Below are 23,624 nucleotides of genomic sequence, written 5' to 3'. Positions count from 1 at the left end.
CCGCAACGGCGTCAGGAGACCCCCGCGTAGGTCCGATACAGGCGCCGCAGCGTCCGTGCTTCGCTGTCGCGTTCCGCCGTGATGTGGGCCAGCTCCGGGCCGACCTCGTGGAGGGCGGCCAGTTGGTAGTCCGACTCCACCGCGAACCATACGCCGACCAGGTTCGTCGCCGACTTGCACGCGACATCGGCCTCGGCCTGCGCGATCTCCGCGCGGCTCGGCGCCGCAGAGGCAGTGGACGGGGGCAGTGCGTCCGCGGCGTGCATCGGATCGGCCACCCGGTATCCGCGCGAGGCCATGCACGCGGACCAGTCGGCGAAGACCTTCCTGGTGCGGGGATCGGCCATCGAGTCCGCGAAGCTCCGTTCCTTGATGCGAGCGAGGACGCCGTCCTGTCCTGTCTCCGGGCCCTGCGGACTGCCGGAATGCTCGCCGAGGAGCCGGTCGACGCTCCCCGAGCAGCCCTGTTCGGGCACCGCGCGGCCGTGATAGGAGGACACCCGCCGCCCGGTCTTGGGATCGGCTCCGAACAGCACCTCGGCGGCGCCGACGGAGGAGAGCACCGGATCTTTGGACTTCGGGGTGTCGTGCTGGGCGCCGTACACGGGCGCGTGATACCCCCAGGTCCGCACGCTCGCGGGGTCGCTCACGCCGTACCGCCGATACATCACGGAGTAGGTGGCGCTGCCCGCGTCGGGGCGCTGCGCGGCCGGGAATGCGAATCCGTGGTCGCGCATGCAGTCGCGGATCATGGCGTTGCCCACCCAGCTCAGCTGCGCGGATTGAGTGGGTGTCAGCATGTAGCGCTCCACGGGCAGATGCAGGCCGATGGCGCCGGTGGCGCCGGTGGGCGTGGGCACGGTGTACGGGACGGGCGGCCGCGCGGCCACCTGCGCCGGGTGCGCGCACGCGGTGAGCCCGGTCGCGAGCAGCAGTACGGCCGCCGCCATCGCCTGGCGCAGGCCGGTCTCGGCCATGAGGTCTCCTTCGAGGGCCCGGTGCGGAGGAGCCTGAGGGCTCTGCCCGGTGCCCTCGGCCCAGGGCGAGTGGCGCCCTCGGGGCCGCAGGCAGCGAGTCGGACGGGGTGGCCGGCGCGGTGGACGGCTCAGTGGTCTGCGCGGCGCTCGGGTGCCGCCCGGACCGGCAGCCGGCCGCGCGGTTCAGTGGCCGTAGGGGTCGTAGCCCTGGTTCGGGCAATGGGTGTGGTCCGAGATGGCGATCGACGCCTCGTTGTTGGCCAGGTAGCTGGTGAAGTTCCCGCCCTTGCCGGGCTTGAGCCAGTTGGAGTTGCCGCTGAAGTTCTTGGAGTACCAGATGCCGACGTTGCAGAGCGAACTGCCGTTCTGGGCCGAGGCGGCGTTGTTGCGGACCTGCTGGCCGTCGCCGTCCGAACCCGTGAACGTGTAGCCGGTGAGGTCCGAGATCTCGGCGTCGGTGCTGTCGGCGAAGCGGCCACCGGTGGCGCCGGTGTGGTAGTAGAGGCAGAAGTAGAAGGGGCTCCCCGGACCGCAGGCGGCGGAGCTGTTCCAGTCCGAGATGTCCTTGGAGGCGGCGCCGGCCGTGGTCGGGGCCACCAGGGCTCCGCCCAGGGCGACGACGCCCAGGGCCGCGGTGACGGCCAGCTTCTTGAATGCCATGTGCGTACTTCCTCACGTCGGGAAATCCGTCGAGCGGCACGACCGTCAGGGCGTGCTGGACGGTCGGAACCGGGCGGACCTGTCGAACCGGTGGTACGCCGGCGTCTGCCGGCCCGGCTGGTGAGCCCACATCATTGGAGTCCGGACCCGGGTCGTCCACGGGGCTCAGGAAGATGAGCACTTCTCGGGACGTCCCACGCGCTGACCAGCCACGATTCATCTCGCGGTGAGACCATCGCGGGACACGCGGCGCAGCGGGCCGGGCACGGGAACGCGCTGTCCGGGCGATCACCCGGAGGGTGCCTCGCTGGTACGGTGACGCGAAATCCTGGAGAGGTGGGCACCACAGGTGGACAGCGACCGGCGGCATGCAGCCGCCGTGGCCCTCGGTGAGCTCGGTCGGAGCCACGACCACCGCGACCGGGCGGATGCCGGCCACGGCCTGGCAGGCTTCGCCGAGATGCCGGAGGTCCTCGGGCCACTGCGGGAGCTCCTGCTCGACCCGGGTGACACCTTCGTCACCCGGGTGACCGCGGAAGCCCTGCTTCGGCGACAGGACAGGGTCGGCTTGACGATCGTCGCCTCGGCACTGGCAGCCGCCGACTCCCACCACAGCGACTGGATCCACACCGCGCTTCACGATGTGTTCAGCGTCTTCGCCGGGGACCGGGACAACGCCGTGCAGTTGTGCGAGGAGATGTTCGGGGACCCCGACGAGCGGGTTGCCCTGGGGGCTCGTCAGATGCACGGGGCCCTGGCGGAGATCGACCCCGTCCTTCGCCCCGTGGAGCAGGGCTGAACACTGCCGTGCGAGCGCAGTGGCCCGTCATCCGCACTCCACCGCACGAACTCCTGGTTGTTCTGCCGGCGTTCCACGGGGTGGTCGCCTGGCCGCCTCGCCGCGATGCTGCTCGCATCAGCGCTGCCTGAGGTGGCCCGGATGGTGAGCGGGCCTCAGCCTCCCGACCGGCGACAGTACGTCGCCGCCCTGGCCGCCCCCCTGGCCGCCGACTGCGGCGGCCGACGGCGGCATCCCACCGGCGTGGACCGTTAAAAGTGCGACTGCGCGGGGGCGGGCGACGACATCGGTCCGGCCGAGTCCGGGGTGGCTGCGCAGACATACGCCATTCCGTCCACCCCGTCGCCTGAGCTGGACAAAGTCCTGCTCCCTGATTGTCCAGAACTCTTCCCGCTGGACAATTCCGGCTCTACACCAGGGGACGGCACCCCGTCAGCAAGTGTTCTTCACCGCTGCCCCGGTGCCCGCCACCCGTAAGCCGACAACCGCTGGACCGGCACACCGCGCTGTCCAGTCGGGCCGAAGGAGAACTGTGAAGAAGCTCGCCCCACTCACCCGGGCCATCCATGCGGCTGCCGTCGCCATATTCCTGGGCGGCCTCGTGATCGCCGGTACCGGCACCGCGTCCGCGACCACCGCGTCCCCGTCACTGAGCTGCGGTTCGAAGGGCTGCGGTGACCCCGTCGCGACCGGCTGCAACGTCGGGGCCTACGTCATTCTGGCGGAGACCTTCATGGGCGGCGCCGTCAACATGTGGTGGTCTCCCAGCTGCGGAGTCAACTGGGTCCAGTACGACGTGCCCAACGACAACTACTCCTGGGACTTCCACGCTGACATCACCGGCAGCAGCGGCGAAACGGCCGATGTCTTCACCGTCCTGCCCGGCTGGGAGTGGACGGACGTGGTCCTCTCACCCGGGCCGGCAAAAATGTGCATCACCGCCTACCCGTATCCCAGCGGCGCCGTCGCGCCGCGCAGCCAGTGCTGGACCCAGGCTTCCTGAGGCCAAGCGCCCCAAGCACCAGAGGGTGCCCGGTGCCGACGCCATCGTCACCGGGCACCACCGGACGTCCCACGAACAGCCTCCGATCCGTTGTGTCCGACGGCCTGTCAGGGAGAAGCGATGAGAATCACCCGAATGCTCAGCGCCACAGTCGCTGTCGCAAGCCTCCTGCTCCTCGGCTTCGTCACCGCCGCGCCGCAGGCGGCGGCCGCATCCGGCTCTGCCTGCCTCAGCAATCCCAGTGAGGCGAACTGCGACGGTGCCGATCCCACCGACAGCAACGGCGTGTGCCAGAACGGCGCCTACGAGGTGTCCTCCGCGATACCGGTCGAGGATCAGAACTACGGGGGCGGCGCTGCCGCCGTCCAGGTCCAGCTGTGGTGGTCACCGCTCTGCCACACCAACTGGAGCCGGGCGGTGTCCACCGGCTATACCGGCTACTTCGCCACCGACATCTGGCGACAGGCGTCCACGATGGGGGGAGTCCACCAGGACGCCGGCCACATTGCCTACGGCACTGATCTGCGTTACGGCCAGCCAATGTGGACATCCATGCTGTGGGCACCCGGCCCAGCCGAAGCCTGCGGCTCCGACCAGTCCACCATGGTCGGAGGATGCACCGCCTGGACCACATGGTGAAAGGTGGCCGCCGGGGTCCGGCCAGGGGGCATGACCGGCACCATAAGAGGACCGCCGAAACGGAACCGCAACTACTGCCTTTACCGGGTGACTCCCTTGCCCGATGATTCGAGGGGCAGGGGCAGGGGCAGGGGCAGGGTCTCCCGGGGACTCCGCACTAACCCGTTGAAGGGCGAAGGCAACGGCTGCTAGGTTTCCCGAGGCCGTGCGAGAGATCAACGAGGTGGTACCCGTGAACGCAGTATCGACATGGGTGCTCCCCTCCGGGGTCGCGGTCGGGCGATAGACAGGTCGTCCGGGAGCGCCGTTCCAGTGCACTCCCGAAAGTTACGACCATGCATTTCACTTCTGAGCAGCGCTTTGACGACGGCGTCCTCGAACGCGCATTCACCCTCGGTGAGATTCCTGGCATCCTGTGGACACCCGCATCGGCATCGGCATCGGCATCGGCATCCGCGCCGGCGCCGCTGATCCTGCTCGGCCACCCTCCCCTCGGGCTGCGCAGGATGTACCCCCGACTGGTGGGCCGGGCCCGGCACTCCGCGGCGGAGGGCTTCGCCACGGCCACCATCGAACTCCCCGGAAGCGGCGACCGGCCCCGCTGGCCCGCCGTCGAGCAGGCCCGGGCCGACCTGCGCCGGGCGGTGGAGGCCGGGGAGCCGGTCAGCGATGAGATCGTCGACGCGCTCGTCCTTCCGCTGGTCGACAAGGCGGTCCCGGAATGGCGGGCCGCTCTGGACGCGCTCCTTGCGCTGCCCGAGATCGGCGGCCCGGTCGGGTACTCGGGGGGAGTGATCTCCATCGGCATCCGGCTGGCGGTGGTCGAGCCCCGCATCGTGGCCGCCGGCTTCTTTGCAGGGAGTTTCGTGCCGCGCGCCATGTTCGAGGAGGCCCGGCAGGTCACCATCCCCCTGCACGTCCTGCTGCAGTGGGACGACGAAGGGAACGACCGGCAGGCGGCCCTGGACCTCTTCAACGCCTTCGGCTCCCAGGAGAAGTCCCTGCACGCCAACATGGGCGGGCACACCGGCGTCCCGCAGTTCGCGGGGGACGCCGCGGCCCAGTTCTTCACCCGGCATCTTAAGTGAGGCCGAGCCGGCAGAACCGGCAGACCGGCAGCAGACGATAGCCGATGCCGGCTGGCACACCGCTCATCGAGGAGGTCCCGGCCTTCCGCCGCTCTCTGCACGCGGGCCCCTGCCAAACTCTCGGCAGGGGGCCGTGCTGCCTGAAGCCACGCGCCCGGGTGTGGGCGCCGGTGACGTAGACAGGCGCACGCGGCCGCGCTGTTCTCGCCTTCCTTTACCAGAGCCTGAACGAATTCCTGGCCGCCCGGCAGGTCGCCGCCGACCAGGGACGGGGCCCCGCCGTCTTCCGCTCGCCTTTCGGCAGGGGCGGTCGTCGTGTTCCGCGAGACGCGGGGCGGAACGGCGACTCCTTCGTCCGCTTCTTCATCGCGGCCTGGGCGGACCGACCGGAGATGGCCACCGCCCTGCGCCGCGCGGCCATGGACCGTCCGGGTGCCGCGGCGGGGTGGGCGCGGTGTTGGCGGTCTGGCGGGCGCGGCGGGTGTGTGCGGCCGGGTGCGTTATTGCTGTGGCCGGGCGGGGGTGGCTGCTTCTTTCTTTCGGGGTGTCTGCGGTTGGTTTTGGGGGCGGTCTTGGCTTGCTGGTGCCACCGCTCCGGCGGGGTGGGTGAGGGATTCCAGTGGCACGGCGGTGGTGATGGTGGCCAGGATCCGGTCCCGGGCGTGGGTGAAGGCCTCCTCGGGCAGGAGTCGCAGTGCGGCGTCCAGCCGGAGCATCGCCAGGCCGTGGCAGGTTGCCCAGAGGGCGAGTGGGTCCCAGGGGTTGAGGTGTGTGCCGCCGGTGGCGTTCACCAGATCCTGCAGGGTGGAGACGAGCAGGTTGTAGCCGCCGTCGCCGGCGCTGCCGCGGGCCCGCTGCGAGGGTGCGGTCAGTTCGTCGATCTGCTCGTCGCTGGTGAAGATGGCCCGGTACAGGCCGGGGTTGCCGGTGGCGAAGTCCAGGTAGGCCGCGCACACCGCCAGCAGTCTGGCCCGCGCCGAACCGGGCTCGCCGGTGAACGGCGGCGCATCCTCCAGCGCGGCGGCGATGTGGTCGGCGAGCATGCCGGCGCACTCCTGGGCGACCGCCAGCAGGAGCGCGTCGCGGTCGCGGAAGTGCCGGTAGGCCGCCGCCGGTGAGACGCCGGCGCGCCGCTGGACCTCACGCAGCGACATCGCACCGGGGCCTCCCGTGCGTACGAGGTCGACCGCCTCGTGGACCAGGCGGTCGGCCAGGGGTTTGCGCGTCGCGGCCGGCTCTGCCGGTTCGTCCACCGATCCTGTTGACACTGCTAACTCCTTCGGGCGGAGTGATGCAGGTAAGCACTGATAACAACATCTCGGAGGTTACCACTATGGACATTCACCCGATCAAGGACGGCATCTCCACCGCCTACCTCGTCATCGACGACGGCACGGCGATGCTCGTGGATGCCGCCACCCCGGCCCTCGCGCCGAAGGTGCTCGCGAAGCTCACCGAGACCCGCGCCGAGCTGCAGCTGATCGTGCTGACGCACTTCCACTACGACCACGTCGGAGCTGCCGATGCCCTGCGGGAGGCCACCGGTGCCCGCGTGGCCATCCACCATGCCGATTCCGGCGCGCTGCGTGCCGGTGGCCAGCTGCACGTCACCCCGCGCCGTCCCCTCGGCCGGGTCCTGGCCCCCAGTGTCATGCGCGGGTTGAAGGCACCGGTCATCCCTGACCTCGAGCTCGACGACGACGAGGACCTCACCCGGCACGGCGGCATCGGGCGGTCTTTCTGGACCCCCGGCCACACCCCCGGCTCGGCGAGCGTGCAGCTGCCCACCGGCACCGTCCTGGCCGGGGATGCTTTCGGCGAGGCCCTTTTCCCGCGGCACGGCGCCGAACGCCCGCTGTTCGCCGATGACCTGGACACCGCCCGGCGAAGCCAGCTCGCCATCATCGACGCCGCCGGCGGCGACATACGCGTCGCGCACTACGGGCGCCTGCAGGAACGCTCACTGGCCAAACTGGCCGAGCGCCTGCGGGCCGCCGGCACACGCCCGGCCTGAGCCACGCGGCCAGCTCCCGCCGGCGGAACCTGCCCGGGCCATGTCGGCCCAGGCGGGGCGGGCACTGACCCCGCGGCGGGTCCACCGCGGTTGCCGGGCTGGAGCCGATGACGGCGTTGCGGCCGCCGACCCGCGCCGTTCGAGACGACGCGGCCGAGATGTGGGTGTGCGGGCCGGTGCCCGGCTCTCTCACCGCAGCGGTCGATCCCGGCCTCCTCGAAGCGCCCGACGAATCCCCGCTCATCGCCGCCCTGTTCCCGCGCTCCCATGAGCGGATCCCGGGCGAAGTCCTCGATGAGGAGGCGTCCGACGGGATCCGCGACAGCGGGCTGCCCACCGGCGCGGGGTGCGCGCTGCCGACCGGGTCGGCGCGGACGTGAACACCGCCGTCCCCGCGGCCGCCAACCGCCTCATCGTTGGCTTCTCCGGGCCGGAGCACGTGCGTTTGCCGCGGTTCGACAAGACCGTCCCGGGCCCGGTTGGGCGTTACACAGCGGACGCTGGAGCGCTACCTCGCGCGCGGCAGCGCGCCCGCGCAAGGACTTGGCGGCCCGTCTGGAGAGGGAAGTCCGCCGCGACTGGCAGCCGCGCCTCCCGCAGCACGTCAGGAAGCACGCTTTCTCGCGGGGCGGCGTCGTCCTCGAGAACCAGGGTGCGGTTCGGGTTCACCGCCGCGCCCGGGCCGACGGACGACGGCCGGGTCCGCCGGATCATCCAGCACCGGCCGCCGACCTACCGGGCGCCGACGGCGTGGCGGCGCTGCACGCTGCCCTGCGCGTCAGCCCTCGGAGACCGGGGAGGAGAAAGGTGCGGTGGAGCCGCTTGTCAGGTTCCGCCACGTGAAGGACACGACGATCATCACCGCTGCGGTGGGGGCGGGATCAGCACCCCGCTCCGGCAAGGGCGAGTCTGGTTCGATTCCTCGGTGGAACGCAGATCTGCCACCGGCCCGGCGGGTGTTCCACCGGCATCACCACCGCAGGCCACCGCCGTGGAACTCCGCTCAGCGGCGGCCAGCGCAGGCCGCGGCGTCGTCGCGTCCGGGTACGGGGCGCCTGGTCGGTGCAGGAGGGCCGGGAGACGTGCGTGGAACGCCGGCGGTACGTGTTTGTGATACCCACCTGCCGGGTCGCGATCGGACGGCTTTTCCTGAGGGCCGTGAAGAATGGGACACGTGACCACTCCGAGCAGGCCTGGACGCCTGGTCCGGCCGACCACAGCTGTGCGCGCGTCGTACCTCGCAGGGGAACGCGCCGACTGTCTGGCGGAAGGGGCGCCGATGGATCGGATCGACCGGGCCGGCAGGGACTTCGGTGCCTACGTCTCGCAGTTGCGCGGCACGCAGATCCGCTGGGAAGTTCCGTGCACCTTCTTCTGGTACGTCTCAGGCGAGCATTACCTCGGCACCCTTGTCATCCGGCATCGCCTGACCCCGGAACTGGCCGAGGCGGGTGGTCATATCGGCTATCACGTGGTCGCTCCGTGGCGTCGGCAGGGACACGCGACAAAGATGCTCGCCGCCGGACTGGTGGAATGCGCACGCCTTGGTCTCGGCCTCAGTCGAGTCCTGTTGACCTGCGCCCACGACAACGAGGCATCACGCCTGGTCATCCTCGCCAACGGGGGTGTGCCCGACGGTCGGTCACGCGGCGAAGACCGATTCTGGATCCCCCTCTCCGGCCTCGATCCGGTCTCCTGACGCCGGTTGAGGGTCTTGTGCCGGCGATTCGTTGACCAGGTATCAGGCAACCGGTCCTGGGTGGGGTGACGGGCCGGCGGTCCGGTATCCGCGGCCGTCGGGACGGGGTTCTCGCGCGGCGCCGCTGCCGCTGCGAACTTGCCCCTTGTCCGGTGGTGCCGATTGCCGCGTTCCCTTGGCCGGAGCTGCTCCGGGTGGTGAACAGAGCGCGGACAAGGGGTGGGTGTGCAGGGTGACGCTTTCTGTCCGTCGCTGATCTGGAGGCGCCCACGACGGACTCACCGACCCGACCCGAAGCACTCGTCCGACGCGATCGCAGCGGCCGGTGCGGCTGCCGGTGCCCCGCTCGCGGGAGGCCGGGACACAGCGGGCGCCATGCCCGGCCGTGCGGCGGGCCGTGCGGCGGGCCCTGCGGCGGGCCGCGGGCCTTTCCCGCCGGTACCGGATGTCGCTCCTGGTGAGACCCCTTGTGCGCCGGTGTCCGGTGATGGCAATTCCCCTGCTCCCCGTCGTGAAGAACATCCGGGAGCAGCGTCCCGGGCCCGGGGCTGGCTGGGGGCTGGGGCGGAGATCTGCGGCGAGGTGCTGGCGATGCCGGCCCGGTTGCGGCTGGCGACCCCTGGAGCCGGAGCCCACGCCGCCTGCGCAGGCCACCGCTGCCTGTTCGGCCAGGCCCGCCGCATGGTGCCGCGCGCGGCGGCGGGCCGCTGCCGTTACCCGCCGAAGAACGTCGCGACCGACGCCAGGACCGCCAGCGCCGGCTGGGCTATGTCGGTGCTCGACGCGAGCAGCTCGCGCAGCCGCTCCGCCGGACCCCGGGCGGCGTGTTCATCGGGGATGCCGTGGTGCTGCTCGTCTGGGGGTGTTCGCGTTCGTGAGACGGGACAGCACGATGATCACCGGCGCGACCGGCATTCCGCTCGCCGTCACCCTGAGCGGTGGCAGCCGTGACGGTGTCTCCCGGTTCGTCCCGCAGTTCGGAGCGGTGGCGCCGGTGCGGGGCAGGCCCGGCTGGCCCCGGTGCCGCCCTGACGTGGTGCTGGCGACGGCGGCTCGTCCTGGGATGCACGCTCCTCTGCTGGCGGCGACTGCGTGAGACCCGCCGCGTTCCGGCGGAGGGCGGTGTTGCAGGATCTTGAGGTCGGGATCCGGCTCGGGAGGCACCCCATCACCATCATCACGCACGAGGACCCCATCGGCCGGGGCCCCGCCAACTACATGGTCCAGGCTGACCTCTCCGACCGGCAGGACGGCTGGCGTGAGCAGTTGTGGACCCGCCGGCTCACCGGGGACAGGTTCGAGGTGGCCTGTCTGCCCTTCTTCACCTATGGAATCTGCTACCGCGACGTGGTGACCGTCGACAGCAGCCATCTGGTCGCCTCGGTGGTGCAGAAGTCCGGCCACCGGACCTTTCGCGTCGCTCTCGTTGTGGAGCACCCGGACCGGGACGGGCTGCACCGGCTCCTGCACGGCAGGGTCGCTGCGGCTGCCCTGCCGCACGAGTGGCTTCAGGGCACCTACCTCTCGGTGGACCTGCCACCCGGCGTCGACCCGGCAGCCCTTGTGGAAGCGGTGGAAGCACCCGCCCGGGCCGGCGCCCTCCACTGGGAGATCGACTCCTGACTCGAACGCTGGTTCCGTCAGCGCTTCTTACAGGTAACAGCACTACGTTCCAGAGCGGTCGCCGGGGGACTTGCGGTGGGAAGGCCGGCAGGTACGACGGCAGCGAAGGCGAGGAGGCGCTCACGGCCCGGGATGTTCGCCCGGCACCGAGGCGAGGGTCCCTCGGGGCAGCGGTGCCCGGGCCTGCGCCGGCGAGCGGCGGGATCTGACCGTGACCGGCATCGACGAGGAGAATCCGGCCGCCGCCGTCCGCGCATTCCTCAGGACACGGCGGGCCGTATCACTCTCCAGCAGGCCGGCCTGCCGGTATGCGGCGGGAATCGCCGGGTTGCGGGACTCCGCCGCCACGAAGTGGCCCCGCTCGCCGGCATGAGCGTGGATTACCGCGTCCCCCCGGAGCGGGGAAATCTCAGCGGTGTCTCCGAGGGCGGTATTCGAATCGCTCGCACATGCCACAGCTGCTCAGCGTGGCCGAACGTGCCCGCCTCTACCGTCTCGCCCGCGCCTCCGCTCCTTCCGCACGGCGGGCCACGGTGGCCGCCTCACGCGTGGGGGCGACGATTCTGCGTATGCTCGGCTCGGTGAACGGCATTCCCGTGTATGGGCGCGACGGGCGCTTCGACATCCCGATCCCGGCCGCGAACGTCCTCGGGCGAGTGTTGTACGCACCCGTCTTCGGCTCGTCGCTGTTCGCCCGGCGCGGCCCGGTCGACACCGCCCGCTTCCTCTTCCGGGACCCGGCAGGCCGCGGTTCTCGGACCGGCCGGAACAGAGCCGCCGGCGACTTCGTTCGCCTTCCTGCGCAGCGGGACCGGGCGGGTAGACCGCGACAGGGCGCTGACCGACCTGATCGGCGAACTCGCCGCCGAGAGCTACGGGTTCGCTCGACGTTGGGCCCGCCACGACGTGAGGTTCCACCGCGGGCATCGGGCACATCCACTATCCGCCGACCGGTGACCTCGCGCTGCCCTGCGAGGCGATGGTCCTGCCCGCCGGCCTGGGCCTGCGCATCAGCGCGCGTACGCGCGAACCGGACGCGCGCGGCCGGGAGGCCACCGGTCCCCTCGCCCGTCGGGCCGGCCCCGGCACCATCGCTGCTTCCCGAAACGACTGAACCGACCGCTCACCAAGGAGTACAGCCTCATGCGCTACCGTCCGCTCGGCCGCACCGGCGTCCAGGTCAGCCCGCTCTGCCTGGGCGCGATGATGTTCGGCCCCTGGGGCAACGAGGACGAGGCCGACTCGATCCGGATCATTCACCGCGCCCTGGACGCGGGCATCAACTTCATTGACACCGCGGACGTCTACTCCGCCGGCGTCTCGGAGGAGATCGTCGGCAAAGCGCTCCATGGCCGTCGCGACGACGTGTTCCTGGCCACGAAGTTCTTCATGCCGATGGACCGGGAAGACCCCAACCAGCGCGGAGGATCACGACGCTGGATCATCCGCGAGGTGGAGAACTCGCTGCGGCGCCTCGGCACCGACCACATCGACCTTTACCAGGTCCATCGCCCCAGCCCGGACACCGACGTCGCGGAGACCCTCGGCGCCCTGTCCGACCTCGTACACCAGGGCAAGGTCCGCTACCTCGGCTCCTCGTCGTATTCCGGCTCGCAGATCGTCGAAGCCCAGTGGATCTCCCGGGAACGCCATCTGGAGCGGTTCGTCACCGAGCAGCCGCCGTACTCGATTCTGGTCCGCGGAATCGAGGAGGACGTGCTCCCCGCGGTGCGCCGCCACGGCATGGGCACGCTGACCTACAGTCCGCTCGCCGGCGGCTGGCTGTCCGGCCGCTACCGCAAGGACGCCGTCTCCGGCCCGGCCTCCGCCGCACGCCCCCAGGCCCGCTTCGACATGGACTCCCCGGCCAATCAGCGCAAACTCGACGCCGTTGAGCAGCTCGCCCTCCTGGCTGAGAAGAGCGGTCTGACCCTCATCGAGATGGCCGTCGCCTTCGTGATCAACCACCCCGGCGTCACCTCCGCAATCATCGGACCGCGCACCATGGAACAGCTCGAAGCGTTCCTGCCCGCCGCCGACGTCGCGCTTCCGGCCGACGTCCTGGACCGCATCGACGACATCGTGGCCCCTGGCGTGACCGTCAACCCCGCCGACAACAGCTACGGCGACTTCGAGCTGCGAGCCGACCGGCGACGCCGCTGACCCCCTGCTCTGTGCTGGCGGCCGCAGACACCGGACAGCGCGCACTTCGTCGTGACCACCGCACTGGAAGCCGAGGAACAGATGCCCGGCCGGAGGAACCACCTCGGGGTGGCGGTCCCATCGTGGTGCGGCTGCTGCCGGGGGAGCGAAAGGTCGGCAAGGTTCCCCTGTCTGGGGGACGGAGTACTCCCGGCGGACGAAAGCCCGGGCCCGCGCCTATGGGGGGTTGTCCCCACCACGCTCACTGGCCTCAGCGTCACCGTCAACTGACATGCCAGCCGGGTCGTGTGGGCAGCTGGGACTGCGAATGATGGGGCGGGCCACAGCACCCGCAGCCGTCGAAGGATCACTGATGTCCCGCACTCCCCGCAAGCACCGGTCCGCGTATCGTGTTCTGTCGTCTCTCGCCTTGCTGACCCTGGCCGCCGGTGCCGTCACGGCGTGCAGCGACGGTGATTCCTCCTCCAGCCGCTCCTCCTCCAGCCGCTCTGCCTCGTCGTCCGCCTCGTCGTCCGCCTCGTCGTCTGCCTCGTCGTCCGCTTCTGCGAGGGCGGGTAGGGCGGCCGGGGCGAAGCTGCGTATGGTCGACAACGACGGTCACCGTCTGGCCTTCTTCGTCACGCAGGGCAACGGGTCCACTATCGTTCTGGACTCGGGCGGCGGCGAGTACTCCTCGCAGTGGAAGGACATCGTCCCCAGGCTTCATGCGGCCACCGGCGCCACCGTCATCACCTACGACCGGGCCGGCCTCGGCAGGAGCGACGTGGTGCCCGGCCCGTGGAAGGTCGAGAGCGCCGTCAGCGACCTCGAGGCGGGCCTGGAGCAGTTGGGCATCACCACCGACGTGACTTTGGTGGCCCACTCCCAGGCCGGCGAGATCGCGAACTACCTCGCAAGGGACAATCCGACGATGCTCTCCGGTGCGGTCCTGGTCGACGCCAACCTTCCCCAGTTCTTCACGGACGAGGAGATTGCCCGTCTCGTGGCGGCGTCCCAGCCGGAGGTCGACGCGGCGAGGAAGGATCCCGAGAAGCCGGCGAATCGTCAGCTGATCTCTACTGCGGAGGGCTTCGCCGCGGCGCATCACGCATTCCATGAGGTGACGTGGCCGGACTCGGTCCCGGTCATGGTCATGGTGTCGGGGAAGACCCCGTTCGGCGGGTCTCCCGAGGACGCCCAGCGCTGGCGTGACGCCGCCGCTTCGTTCGTCAAGGAAGCGCCCAACCGAACGCTCGTCACCGCCACGGGCACCTCCCACGAGCTGCCGACGGAGCATCCCGACCTTGTACTCAAGGCGATCGAGGACATGTTCGCCGCACAGCACTGACACCACGACGCGACGCGGTCCTCCCGCCGATCGCAGGGTGGTGGCCGCCGCAAGCGCACCGAGCGAGGCGGTCCAGACCGACAAGTACGCGGTCGCCGCGCAGGCGATCCAGACGGTCGGCTGGGATGCCCCCCGTACGCGGAGCGCATGGCCGTGTGTCCGGCCCGCTTCGAGGTGGAGAACCGTTTGTCGGAGGCGTGCGTCGCCGGCTCCCACCGCCGTCTGCTGAAAGGAGCTCTGGACGGCGCGGGCGGCATCGTCAACCAGGCCGGGGCGGCGTTGCGTCCGTGGCGGCCGCTGTATTTCATCTCGGACACGCGCCCAGGCCGTCGAGCCCTGATCCCTGGGTCGCACCCAGTAGGTCGGCCCCGCTTGTTGCCCGCCCGGCGCGGGGCAGACGGGAGGCATAGAGCACTTGCTGAACAACCCCGCCCCGCGTGGCGGGTGTCGCCCGGTCCGTGTGCGGACCCTCGGGGACCGCCGCCGCCTGGCCCGGCGGATCTGGTTGCTGAGCGCCGCGGTCTACCTCACGGGAGTCGTCGTCAGCCTGGTCGTCGGGGATCCGACGGGGTGGGCGCTGGCGTGGCCGATTGCCAGCGCCGTGGTGTTCGCCGGCTCCGGCATCATGCTCATGATCGCGCTGCGCCGTACGGAGACCATGGAAGAGCGGCAGCGGTGACCAGTTGGACCGGGCAGCAATACCCCCTGCTTCCGGGGGCGGCCCGGATACTGCGATGGAGTCGCTGGCTGCTTGCGCTGGCGTTGGCACTGGCCATCGCGCTTCTGGTGTACTCCATAGCCTCCGGGGCCGGCCGGTTGAGAATCATCGAGTCGATCGTGCAGGTGGCCCTGTTCGTGCTGCTGCTGGCGAACAACTTGGTCGTTCTGCGCCGTCATGACGAGGCAGTGGAAGAAAAGGCGCCGAATCTGTCCTCCCGGCCTGTCTGATTGCTGCCCGCCTTGTGCGGGCTGGGCCCAACGTCACCTGCAGGGGGCTCTGCGCGGGCTGATGGCGTGCTCGTCTTCGCTCGCAACGGCGTCTACGACTTGATCCAGGAGGCGCGCGATTCGGTGACGGTCGGCGCGATTCGGTGACGGTCAGCAGCTGGGCGGCTGTGCGCCGCAATGAGGTCGTGCGGTGGGGGCGCGCCGGTTGCGGTGGTTCGTGGCCGGGGCGGGCTCGGAGTCGTTTCCGCGTTCCGTATCGGCTCAGTGGCACTGACCGCCGGGCTGCTGGTCCCCGGGCCGGGCTACGGCCTACCCTCCCAGCATGATTCTCCATGGTGACCCTGTTTTCATCCCGGTCATGTGGCTCGTCTTCGCGGTAACGACGTGACCCGCGATTGACCTGACCGCTCCTGATCTGGCCCGGTGTCGGCTCGGCGCTTTCACCAGTCGAGCAGATCCATGGAACTCCGACCGAGCCAGTCCGTGAACGACACAGGCCGACCGTCCAGGTTGAGCGGAAGGATCTGGTCACAGGTCGCGCGGCCGTCGAACCACATCGTGCCTCGGTGCGGACCAGTGACGACGACCAGGGTCGAGAAGCCACAGCCGTTGTCCCGGATGAATACGGCGCCGGACGTCTTGCGCTCCTGGAACACCTCGTACTCCGCGTTCCACTGCTTCCATGCCTGCGGCCACTCGGTGATCTTGTTGTGAGGCTATGCGGTGAGTTCGGCGGGCAGACGGTCTCGTCGGTTTGTGACTCGATCGGGTGGTGGGTTGTGGCCAGAAGTTCGCGGCTCATGTAGCGGCGGGCTTCGGTCCATTCGTCGTTCTGCTCGGCCAGGACGGCGCCGACCAGACGGATGACGGCGGTGCGGTCGGGAAAGATCCCGACGATGTCGGTGCGGCGGCGGATTTCTTTGTTCGGTCGCTCCTGCGGGTTGTTTGACCAGATCTGCCGCCAGATCTCCCGGGGAAACGTGGTGAAGGCCAGCACGTCCGCCTGAGCGGCCTCCAGGTGGGCTGCGGCTTTGGGGAACTTGGCTTCCAGAATGTCCAGGACGTGCCGCATCTGGGCGTTGACCGCATCGGTGTCGGGCTGCTCGAAGACCGTCGGGCACCAACCCGGACGCCGGGACAAATCCCCGGATCAGGTCCAACCCGCTACACCACTTCCAAGGACGCAACCTTGGGTTCGGCTAGGTTACCGGCCCTGCCGTAGGGCGGACCGGGCACAGGATGCGGGGGGTGCCCCTGGGGGTTTCGTCAAGGTTGATGGTCAGTACCTTGGTGCGACGGTTGGTCGGTCGTGGGTGCGACGGGGTGCGTTTGGGCGATGTCCAGGTCACGATCAAACTCACCGGAGACGAGGCGATGGTGCTGTCGCACCGGCTGGAGCGTCTCCAGATGACTGATCTCAGCGGTGCGGTCGACGACCCGGCGGTCTGGGCGCCGATCCACAAGATTGCCGGGACTTTGGACAAGGCGCCACGTGACGTGTCGTCAGTTTGTGCCCAACCAGGCTCCGCGGCGGTCGCGGTCCGTACGGGACCGTGGTTTCCAGTGGGGTTCGAGGTTCAGCCTTTCGGTTGGTTTGCCCTACTTCTTTGTCAGGTTACTCCTGGTAGGGGCCAGTGTTTTGGTGTCCCGCCGCACCCCTACCGCACCGCGAACCCCAGCAGCCCAACCGGCCAGAAAGCCCAACCTGGCGGAGAACACGGCACTTCACCGGTGCTGAAGCCACACATTCGGCTCCACCAACTCACCCCGACCAGTGGTGCAATCGATCACAAGTGGGGCAAGCGCTCCCGGGACCACGTAGCTACCGGAGGCGGGAAGGGCGAACCCGACCCACTTCTCCCAGTCGGCGACCGAGCCCCTCAACACCATGGAACGCTCTGCGGCACACAGCAAACGAGCGCCCATGCGATGGTGAGTCCTCAGCCACGGGTCCAACGGAGCGCCATCCGCCCGGATCCAGCTTGTGAACTCATCCATCGCGATCAGCGGATAGCGCGCCTTCAACGTCGGCCGCACCGGTGCGATAACGCGGGCCAGATCGGCCCGTTCCGCGGCCGACACGAGCCGTCCGAGCATTTCAGCAGCCAAGCCACGTCCCTGCAGACCTGCACGGACCTGAGCCGCAGCAATCACCAACGTGTCAGCCTGGCCACCCGCCTCACGCAGGGCGACCGCCCGCACCAGCGACTCGTCATAACCGCCGGGCAAGTCATCAAGCGACCCGTCCCAGCGCACGGGGACACCCCACCCGCCAGCCACGATCTGGTCCTCACCATCAACCAGAAGAAGGTTCAGCTCCCCGAACCACTGTCGGACCCTGTCCATCTGCTGGTCAGCAACAGGATCATGGAAGATGAACTCAGGCCAGCCCGCGCTGAAGATCTCCTCAGCCTGCCCATGCAGGTCAGGCCGGTCATCGAAAGCAAAGGTTCGCAGATCCACAGCGTCGGAGCCTACGCTGCGCCGCCACCCTGCGCTCAGACTTTCCGCGCCCTCAGCTTCCCGCTCCGACCACGGACCCATCACCCGTGCTTCCCCCGTCCACTGTCACCTGCACCACCCCGCACTCCCTGGCCTACGCAGCCGTCGGCCACCGCTACCGGCACCGCCTCAACGCCCCCGACGACCCGCCTGGAAAACCGGCCTGGACCTCGGCATCACCCAGCCGGCCAGACCACTACCTGAAGATCTGGGCCCTCACCCGGCCGGAGATCCCAGCCGACTTCCTCCTCCTGGACGAGGCCCAGGACACCAACCCCGTCGTCGAGCAGGTCTTCACCGCACAGCGGGACCACGCACAACTGGTGATGGTCGGAGACTCCGCCCAGGCCATCTACCACTGGCGCGGGGCCCGCGACGTGATGACCGGATTCGATGGCACAGCCCTGGTCCTGTCCCGCTCGTTCCGCTTCGGCCCGGCCCTCGCCCAAGAGGCCAACCGCTGGTTGGCGATCGCTGACGCCCCGATCCGCTTGACCGTTACCGATACCGTCTGCCCCGGCCTCGGTCCCTGCCCGGAGCCGGACGCGGTGCTCTGCCGTACCGACATGGGCGCCATGACCGGGGTCCTCCACCTTCTCGATGTCGGCCACAGCACCGCACTGGTCGGCGGAGGAGGACAGTTGCGCGCCCTGGCCCTGGCCGTACAGGACCTGAAAGAGGGCCGCCGCACAACCCACCCGGAACTGGTGCTGTTCCCCACCTGGGGAGCGGTCCAGGACTACGCGGCAAGCGACCCTGCCGGAGGAGACCTGCAGCCCCTGGTCGACCTCGTCGACCGCCACGGAGCCCAGGTGATCCTGACCGCCGTCGACCAACTTGCCGACGAAACACAAGCCCACGTGACGGTCTCCACCGCTCACAAGGCCAAAGGCCGCGAATGGCAAGCGTCCGCATCGCCGCCGACTTCACCCCGCCCAAAGAGACCGACCAACACGACGAGAACGGCCGGCCCGTACCGGCCCCCGTCGACGACGCCGAAGCCCGCCTCGCCTACGTCGCCGTCACCCGCGCTCGCCACCACCTGGACCGCGGCGGCCTCGCCTGGCTCGACCAGCACCCCACGGGATCAGAAGGAACAGCGCACGCCCCGGCGATCAAAGGATGAGCGTCCGGGGAGCCTGAGCCGCACAGGGTTCGTCTGGGGTTATCGGCCGGATTCCACCCCGAAGTGATGCGCCGCTGACGGTCAGTCCCTCAACGGCTACACCTACTCGGACAATAATCCCGCCACTTTCAGCGATCCCAGCGGCCAACGTCTCGAATGCGGAGGCGACGACGCTGCCTGCCCCGGGAGCCCCGAGAGTTCCGACAATCTCCTGAAGCCGTTGACTAAAGGTGTGAACGAGCAAGGCAACAAATACATCACGGATGAAAACGGAGTGCCTCACGTCACTAGGGACCACGGCGACAACACGGGTGGGAGCAGGTGCTCGAGCAACTCAATGACGACCTCAAAGCGGCAGGACGGTACTTCAACAAAAAAACCGGAACAGGGACTATGTACTACTTCCAGGACGACAGCAACGAAAACAGGATGGTCGAGAAGGGGCTGAGGACGAGACCTGATGGCAGCCAGTACATCACCGGTACAACTTCTGATTTCATCAGGGTGGAATTCAGAAAGGGAGTGCCGGTCAGTGTTGTAAGTGTCGACGTCACCAAAGCTGAGAAGAATCTCGAAGGCTTGAAATCCACCGTTGCGAATAAGCTCCCCACGGGGAACAAGGAGCAGGCGGAAGAGGTCATAGTACACGCTCGCAGTGCCGATCAGGCGGCCGTCATCGCTAAATTCTACGAAGGAAGGTCGGATGTCCGGGTCATGCATCCGGAAAGCGGCTTTGATTCCGGCAGAATTTCGACGGGACCGCTTCCCGAGGGTGTGCATTTGCCCAAGACGCTGGGGGTGATCGGCGATATGGCATTTGCTCTCGATTACCCGGTCAATATTTACGGTGAGGGGCTCGAAAATGCAACCGGTGACCTCATAAACGGTATTGGCGACCCCTTCGGGATAGGACTTGGCTGCGTGGTGACAGGGTGCGGTCCCGCCCCGGTGGCCTAGCCGATCTGCTCGCGCAGTTCCGGCGCGGTGACGTCGATCACCGCAGGAATTCCTAATAAAAAGAGGGCCTTCTGGCTGATGCGGGTTGCTAGATCCGCATCAGCCAGAAGGCTCTCGTGTTCACCGTGATGTCCTGTTGGCTTCGCGGCTCGTTGAGTTCCGGGTCGTTGATGAACGGTCGCCGGTTCCGATGCGGCTGGAAAGTGCGCCTGATGGTTCTGGCTTGCGGGGCGGCGCTGTCGAGGTATGATTGCGCCGCTGCGGCTGTCGGCACCTCCAAGTGATTGGAGTACGCCCATCTGGCCATGATGATAACCTTTGTTCTCCCTCTTATGAGATTGGTGGCCGAGAGTGAGTAGATTTGCGGAGGTTATTGTTCTCGCGCTCGATGCCGAGAGTGTAATGGAGCCACTCCTCAGGGATGACGAGACGCGTAGTTGGGAGGGGCGCTTCGTTCCCATTCAGAGTCAGTGGCCAGGCTCCTTCGGTATCGGGTGGGCGGTAGAATTTAGCAAAGTCAGGCCTCGGTCCGGGTTGCTGCAATATCTGGAGTCGCTCTCTTGGCCGCGGCCGGAAAGCGTCCAGGTGCTGATCCATGACGAGTTGGATGATTGTTTCGGTCTCTGGATGTTGCACGACGGCAAGCTAACGGAGGTATCTCTCCCGCGCACACAGCGGGTCTATCAGCCGGCTCCTGCAAGCCCGACAGATCCGCCGGATCCGGGAGAGCTTTTGCGAATTGATCACATGAGTCATGCGCCAGAACAGACTCCCGTTGAGCTTCGGGACCCCAGGAAGGCCTGGTAGGGGGACTGCTGGAGGTCCTCGGCGGGGCGTGAGTGCCGACTCACGGTAGGTGCGGCAGGGCTGTTCATCGCGGTACTGACGACGGTCGGTCTGCGCGACAATCGGATTGGTACCGTTGGGACAAGGTCTGATCGGACGCTGATGGTCCCCGAGTCAATTCAGCTCAGCCGCGACTGCCGGCACCGGCGTGCGGGTCCGTCCCAGCAAGGTGAGCAGCTCCTCCAAGCGCAAGTTGGGAGCAGGCCTTCGCACCGCGGTCCTACTGGTGCACCTACTCCCGGGCATGGATCGACGTGAAGGACTTCTACCACCTCAACGCCACCGCAGCCGAGAAGGACGCCCTGGCTGAAATGCTCGACACCTGCCCCACCACCTAATGCCCGCACTGCAGCCGCTGGCCCGCCTCACCGACCAGGTCCACGCCGGGCCCGGCGGCGCCATGACCGTCGAGGCCGGCGTCATCACCGGCGACCTCACCGTCACCACCACCAACCTCGGGACCCACGCCGAGATCACCATTCAGTACACCGGCGCAGACGAGTGGTACCACCTCCAAGGCAGCCCCGCGCCGGTGCCCCAGGCGGGCCTGACCGCCCTCCACTACGCCGTCGTGGACGCCATCCGCTCCGGCGCCGCCACCGGCGTCCCCCACTGACCACCCGCGGAAGGAAGCAACACCCTCAGCCGAAGGCGCGTCAACGGCATACCGACGACGCAATGACCTGCGCAATCACTTCATTCGCCTGTGCCAGGTAACGGATACCATGTGATCGATGTCGAGGCCGCGGGCGCCTTCGATGGTGGTGTTGTCGTACCAGCTGAACCAAGTCCCCCCGGTCAGGGTGCACTTGCCGGTGATCGTCGGGGGCGGTGACGGCTTCGTCCTTGAGGACTTGGTCGCGGGTGTTGGGTCGTCGTCGGTCCAGCCGCCGAAGGACGTCTCGCGGTTGTATCCGCTGCGGTCCTCAGTAGCCAGGGAGAGTTCGGCGACGGCCTGGTGCAGGGCGACGTCCATCTCCCTGTCGGCGGGAGCGGCGGCCTGGGCCGGGACGGTCACGGTGACAGCGGCACAGGCGAGCAGGGCGGCCAGGACAGTTCGGGTCATGGAGCGCATGACCGTCGTCCTACCGGTCCCGCGGGACCGGCATCCGCGCACGTCTTGGACTCCACGCCAGCGGGCGTACGAGATCACACCGGGGAGTGAACAGTTGCCCTGGACGGAGGCGCGGTCTCGCCCGCGGTGCTGCGGTCAGGCCGAACTTTTCGGGCCGAATCACTCCTGCAGAAAACTTTTGACATCGGCACCGTACCTCGCCTGCTGCCGGCAACGTTCCCGGGCGACAGGAAGCACAGCATGTGTTTCTCAAGAGAATCTAGAGATCAAGTCCTCTTGATGAGTTTTCCACATTTAATAGTGAGATGGTTAGTGTCGGGATCTTGAGGAAATTGTACTGACCGTGAAGGTCATGTCTTTGAGTGGTTCGCCGATTCTGCTTCGGATGATTGTTTTACGCCGGGCCGTACTGATGCACTGCTCACCCGCCTCGCGTGATTGCTGGAGTGGGCTGGCCCTGCGCGCTGTTCAGGAGCGTTGGCGCAGGATTGGTGGGTGGGTGTGCTGACGTTCGACGTGCGTATCTACAAGCTCCAGGCTTGGCCGGGCCGGCGCCGGCCGTTCCGTGTGCGGTGGCGTGTCGGCGGTGCGGATCACAGTGAGAGCTATCAGTTCGAGGCGCAGGCTGACGGGCGACGTGCCGAGTTGATGGGTGCGCTGCGGCTGGGCGGGCAATTCGACACCGCCACGGGTCTGCCGGTCGCAGAACTGCGTGCCAGAAACAGAGTCACGTGGTTCGAACATGCCTCCGAGTACGCCCGGGTGAAGTGGCCGCGTATCTCGGCGAAGCACCGGGCGGGCACCGCCGACGCTCTTACCACCCTGACGATGGCCCTCACCACACCCTCGACGCGGGGCCGAACCCCGCCGGGCCTGCGCGCGGCGCTGTTCTCCTGGGCGTTCCGCATGAACCGCAGCGGGGACGGCGCATGGGTGCCGCGGATGGAGACGGAAGAGCCACCGGCGAAGGTGGCGGCCGCACTGGAGTGGATCACGCACCACTCGCTGCCACTTGCCGACGCCGTCAGCCTAGAAAACCTGCGCAAAGCACTGGGAGCGATCTCGCAGAAGCTCGACGGCGGCAACGCCGCGGAGAACACCATCCGACGCAAGCGGATGACCTTCAACAACGCCCTCGTCTACGCCGTCGCGTGTGACCGACTCACGGCCAACCCACTGCCCAAGACGGACTGGCAGCTGCCGCTGACGGACATCGAGGCCGACTTCCGCTACGTACCCGGCCCGCGCCTGGCCCAGAACCTGATCGCCGCCGTCGGGGAGCAGAGACCGAGGGGCGCGCACCTGGAAGCATTCTTCGGCTGCCTTTACTACGCGGGAATGCGGCCGGCCGAAGCTGCCGCGCTCACCGAGAGCGACTGCCTCCTGCCCGATCCGCAAGCAGGCCCGCAAGCATGGGGTGAACTCGTCCTGGCCCGAAGCCATCCCGAAGCCGGCTCCGGCTGGACCGACGACGGCCGCCCCCACGACACCCGCGGCCTCAAGCGACGAGCCCGCAACGCCACCCGCTCCATCCCCATCCCGCCCGACCTTGTCCACCTGCTCCGCACCCACCTCGAGCGCTACGGCACCGCACCTGACGGCCGAATCTTCCGCGCGGTACGAGGCGGCCGCGTCACCTCCACCGAATACTCCAGCATCTGGTCCGCCGCCCGCCGGCACGCCCTCCCACCCCGTGACGCGCAGACGCCCTTCGCGAAGGTCCCCTACTGCCTGCGCCACGCCGGTGTCTCCCTTTGGATCACCGCCGGCATCCCGCCCGCCGAAGCTGCTCGACGCGCCGGACACAGCCTCACTGTGCTCTACCGCATCTACGCCAAACCCCTCCGCGGCCACCAGCACGACGCCAACCAACTCATCACGGCCGCCTTGCAGGGGATCCAAGACTGAGTCGTTTGGTGATGGTCGGCGACTCAGCCCGGGCCATCTACTCCGCCCGGGCCATCTGCCAATGGCGCGCCGTCCGCGACGTGATGACCGGCTCCGACGGCATGGCCGAGCCGATGACCCTGCGGATCGTCGCGGTGCTCGGGGCGAGGGTCTGTATGGTGACCGGTGTATCTCCTGATCAAGGGAGCACCTGATGAGCGACGTGGTCGCCTCTGTCGGGGCGGCTGAGGACGGACGCCAGGTCGAGCTGCCGGCGGACGTGTTGGACGA

At 68.5% G+C, this 23,624-nt stretch carries 24 protein-coding genes and 2 pseudogenes; 18 read left to right on the top strand and 8 right to left on the bottom strand.

What is annotated here, in order from left to right; genetic code table 11:
* Positions 1-11: 11 nt before the first annotated feature.
* Together GA0115240_RS08155 and GA0115240_RS08150 are read right to left on the bottom strand one after the other, a co-directional pair.
* Entirely contained in the window at positions 12-977 is a 966-nt protein-coding gene (locus GA0115240_RS08155) for a hypothetical protein (RefSeq protein WP_093735978.1), read from the bottom strand.
* Between the two features lie 183 nt (positions 978-1,160).
* A complete protein-coding gene (locus tag GA0115240_RS08150; protein ID WP_093735977.1) occupies positions 1,161-1,637 on the bottom strand; it encodes a peptidase inhibitor family I36 protein in 477 nt (158 codons plus the stop codon).
* Positions 1,638-1,986: 349 nt separating this feature from the next.
* On the opposite strand from GA0115240_RS08150, the gene GA0115240_RS08145 reads away from it, so the two are divergent.
* The 4 genes from GA0115240_RS08145 (at position 1,987) to GA0115240_RS08130 (ending at position 5,166) form a co-directional block, all read left to right on the top strand.
* On the top strand, positions 1,987-2,436 hold the full coding sequence (locus GA0115240_RS08145; RefSeq protein ID WP_237554706.1) for a hypothetical protein: 450 nt from the start codon (positions 1,987-1,989) through the stop codon (positions 2,434-2,436).
* A 532-nt stretch (positions 2,437-2,968) separates the two neighbouring features.
* Positions 2,969-3,439, top strand: coding sequence for a hypothetical protein (locus GA0115240_RS08140; protein ID WP_093735976.1), 471 nt, complete (start codon positions 2,969-2,971; stop codon positions 3,437-3,439).
* Positions 3,440-3,559: 120 nt separating this feature from the next.
* Positions 3,560-4,078 (top strand): hypothetical protein, encoded by a 519-nt coding sequence (locus tag GA0115240_RS08135; protein ID WP_141708769.1) that lies wholly within the window; start codon positions 3,560-3,562, stop codon positions 4,076-4,078.
* A 335-nt stretch (positions 4,079-4,413) separates the two neighbouring features.
* Positions 4,414-5,166 carry an alpha/beta hydrolase gene (locus GA0115240_RS08130; RefSeq protein WP_093735974.1) on the top strand — a complete coding sequence of 251 codons (753 nt, stop codon included), beginning with the start codon at positions 4,414-4,416 and terminating at the stop codon, positions 5,164-5,166.
* A gap of 500 nt (positions 5,167-5,666) precedes the next feature.
* Here GA0115240_RS08130 and GA0115240_RS08125 read toward each other — a convergent pair whose 3' ends face one another.
* Complete coding sequence (locus GA0115240_RS08125; protein ID WP_141708768.1) at positions 5,667-6,434, bottom strand: TetR/AcrR family transcriptional regulator; 768 nt, start codon at positions 6,432-6,434, stop codon at positions 5,667-5,669.
* A 65-nt stretch (positions 6,435-6,499) separates the two neighbouring features.
* Here GA0115240_RS08125 and GA0115240_RS08120 point away from each other — a divergent pair, with 65 nt between their 5' ends.
* The 10 genes from GA0115240_RS08120 (at position 6,500) to GA0115240_RS36725 (ending at position 14,940) form a co-directional block, all read left to right on the top strand.
* Positions 6,500-7,180 (top strand): MBL fold metallo-hydrolase, encoded by a 681-nt coding sequence (locus GA0115240_RS08120; RefSeq protein ID WP_161302088.1) that lies wholly within the window; start codon positions 6,500-6,502, stop codon positions 7,178-7,180.
* A gap of 107 nt (positions 7,181-7,287) precedes the next feature.
* On the top strand, positions 7,288-7,560 hold the full coding sequence (locus GA0115240_RS08115; protein ID WP_093735971.1) for a hypothetical protein: 273 nt from the start codon (positions 7,288-7,290) through the stop codon (positions 7,558-7,560).
* A gap of 899 nt (positions 7,561-8,459) precedes the next feature.
* On the top strand, positions 8,460-8,879 hold the full coding sequence (locus GA0115240_RS08110; protein ID WP_237554705.1) for a GNAT family N-acetyltransferase: 420 nt from the start codon (positions 8,460-8,462) through the stop codon (positions 8,877-8,879).
* Positions 8,880-9,753: 874 nt separating this feature from the next.
* Positions 9,754-9,975, top strand: a complete 222-nt coding sequence (locus GA0115240_RS08105) for a hypothetical protein (RefSeq protein ID WP_141708767.1) — start codon at positions 9,754-9,756, stop codon at positions 9,973-9,975.
* A 29-nt stretch (positions 9,976-10,004) separates the two neighbouring features.
* On the top strand, positions 10,005-10,502 hold the full coding sequence (locus tag GA0115240_RS08100) for a DUF4265 domain-containing protein (RefSeq protein ID WP_141708766.1): 498 nt from the start codon (positions 10,005-10,007) through the stop codon (positions 10,500-10,502).
* 600 nt (positions 10,503-11,102) lie between these two features.
* Positions 11,103-11,459, top strand: coding sequence for an MmyB family transcriptional regulator (locus tag GA0115240_RS37905; protein WP_237554704.1), 357 nt, complete (start codon positions 11,103-11,105; stop codon positions 11,457-11,459).
* Positions 11,460-11,645: 186 nt separating this feature from the next.
* Positions 11,646-12,665 (top strand): aldo/keto reductase, encoded by a 1,020-nt coding sequence (locus GA0115240_RS08090; protein ID WP_093735968.1) that lies wholly within the window; start codon positions 11,646-11,648, stop codon positions 12,663-12,665.
* Positions 12,666-13,245: 580 nt separating this feature from the next.
* Positions 13,246-13,992, top strand: coding sequence for an alpha/beta fold hydrolase (locus GA0115240_RS08085; protein ID WP_237554703.1), 747 nt, complete (start codon positions 13,246-13,248; stop codon positions 13,990-13,992).
* Between the two features lie 460 nt (positions 13,993-14,452).
* The gene (locus tag GA0115240_RS08080; protein ID WP_093735966.1) at positions 14,453-14,671 is read left to right on the top strand and encodes a hypothetical protein; all 219 of its coding nucleotides are present in this window, start codon (positions 14,453-14,455) and stop codon (positions 14,669-14,671) included.
* Entirely contained in the window at positions 14,668-14,940 is a 273-nt protein-coding gene (locus GA0115240_RS36725; protein WP_093735965.1) for a hypothetical protein, read from the top strand. The genes GA0115240_RS08080 and GA0115240_RS36725 overlap by 4 nt, the downstream gene beginning before the upstream one ends.
* 440 nt (positions 14,941-15,380) lie before the next feature.
* Here GA0115240_RS36725 and GA0115240_RS36720 read toward each other — a convergent pair whose 3' ends face one another.
* The 3 genes and pseudogenes from GA0115240_RS36720 to GA0115240_RS08055 all read right to left on the bottom strand — a co-directional run bounded on the left by GA0115240_RS36720 (position 15,381) and on the right by GA0115240_RS08055 (position 17,403).
* Positions 15,381-15,596: a hypothetical protein gene (locus GA0115240_RS36720; protein WP_093735964.1), complete on the bottom strand. Its 216-nt coding sequence runs from the start codon at positions 15,594-15,596 to the stop codon at positions 15,381-15,383.
* A gap of 60 nt (positions 15,597-15,656) precedes the next feature.
* A pseudogene (locus GA0115240_RS08065) lies at positions 15,657-16,054 on the bottom strand (transposase); the annotation flags it as partial.
* Between the two features lie 611 nt (positions 16,055-16,665).
* Positions 16,666-17,403, bottom strand: a complete 738-nt coding sequence (locus tag GA0115240_RS08055; RefSeq protein WP_093735989.1) for a hypothetical protein — start codon at positions 17,401-17,403, stop codon at positions 16,666-16,668.
* 95 nt (positions 17,404-17,498) lie between these two features.
* On the opposite strand from GA0115240_RS08055, the pseudogene GA0115240_RS08050 reads away from it, so the two are divergent.
* Both GA0115240_RS08050 and GA0115240_RS36090 read left to right on the top strand, forming a co-directional pair.
* Positions 17,499-18,568, top strand: a pseudogene (locus tag GA0115240_RS08050) (UvrD-helicase domain-containing protein); the annotation flags it as partial.
* A 321-nt stretch (positions 18,569-18,889) separates the two neighbouring features.
* On the top strand, positions 18,890-19,525 hold the full coding sequence (locus tag GA0115240_RS36090) for a hypothetical protein (RefSeq protein ID WP_141708765.1): 636 nt from the start codon (positions 18,890-18,892) through the stop codon (positions 19,523-19,525).
* On the opposite strand, the gene GA0115240_RS36085 is transcribed toward GA0115240_RS36090, so the two are convergent.
* Positions 19,522-19,824 (bottom strand): hypothetical protein, encoded by a 303-nt coding sequence (locus GA0115240_RS36085; protein ID WP_141708764.1) that lies wholly within the window; start codon positions 19,822-19,824, stop codon positions 19,522-19,524. The genes GA0115240_RS36090 and GA0115240_RS36085 overlap by 4 nt on opposite strands.
* 884 nt (positions 19,825-20,708) lie before the next feature.
* Between GA0115240_RS36085 and GA0115240_RS08035 the strand changes: the two genes are divergently transcribed.
* Positions 20,709-20,987: a hypothetical protein gene (locus tag GA0115240_RS08035; protein WP_093735962.1), complete on the top strand. Its 279-nt coding sequence runs from the start codon at positions 20,709-20,711 to the stop codon at positions 20,985-20,987.
* A gap of 75 nt (positions 20,988-21,062) precedes the next feature.
* Here the strand turns inward: GA0115240_RS08035 and GA0115240_RS08030 are convergent, their stop codons facing one another.
* Positions 21,063-21,437 carry a hypothetical protein gene (locus GA0115240_RS08030; protein ID WP_141708763.1) on the bottom strand — a complete coding sequence of 125 codons (375 nt, stop codon included), beginning with the start codon at positions 21,435-21,437 and terminating at the stop codon, positions 21,063-21,065.
* Between the two features lie 504 nt (positions 21,438-21,941).
* Here GA0115240_RS08030 and GA0115240_RS08025 point away from each other — a divergent pair.
* On the top strand, positions 21,942-23,354 hold the full coding sequence (locus GA0115240_RS08025; protein WP_346267925.1) for a tyrosine-type recombinase/integrase: 1,413 nt from the start codon (positions 21,942-21,944) through the stop codon (positions 23,352-23,354).
* Positions 23,355-23,624: the final 270 nt, after the last annotated feature.

The sequence above is a fragment of the Streptomyces sp. DvalAA-14 genome, from assembly GCF_900091855.1.
In the GTDB taxonomy this organism is placed as follows: Bacteria; Actinomycetota; Actinomycetes; order Streptomycetales; family Streptomycetaceae; genus Actinacidiphila.
Note: the sequence above shows the minus strand (reverse complement) of the source record. Positions and strands in the feature narration are given on the sequence as shown.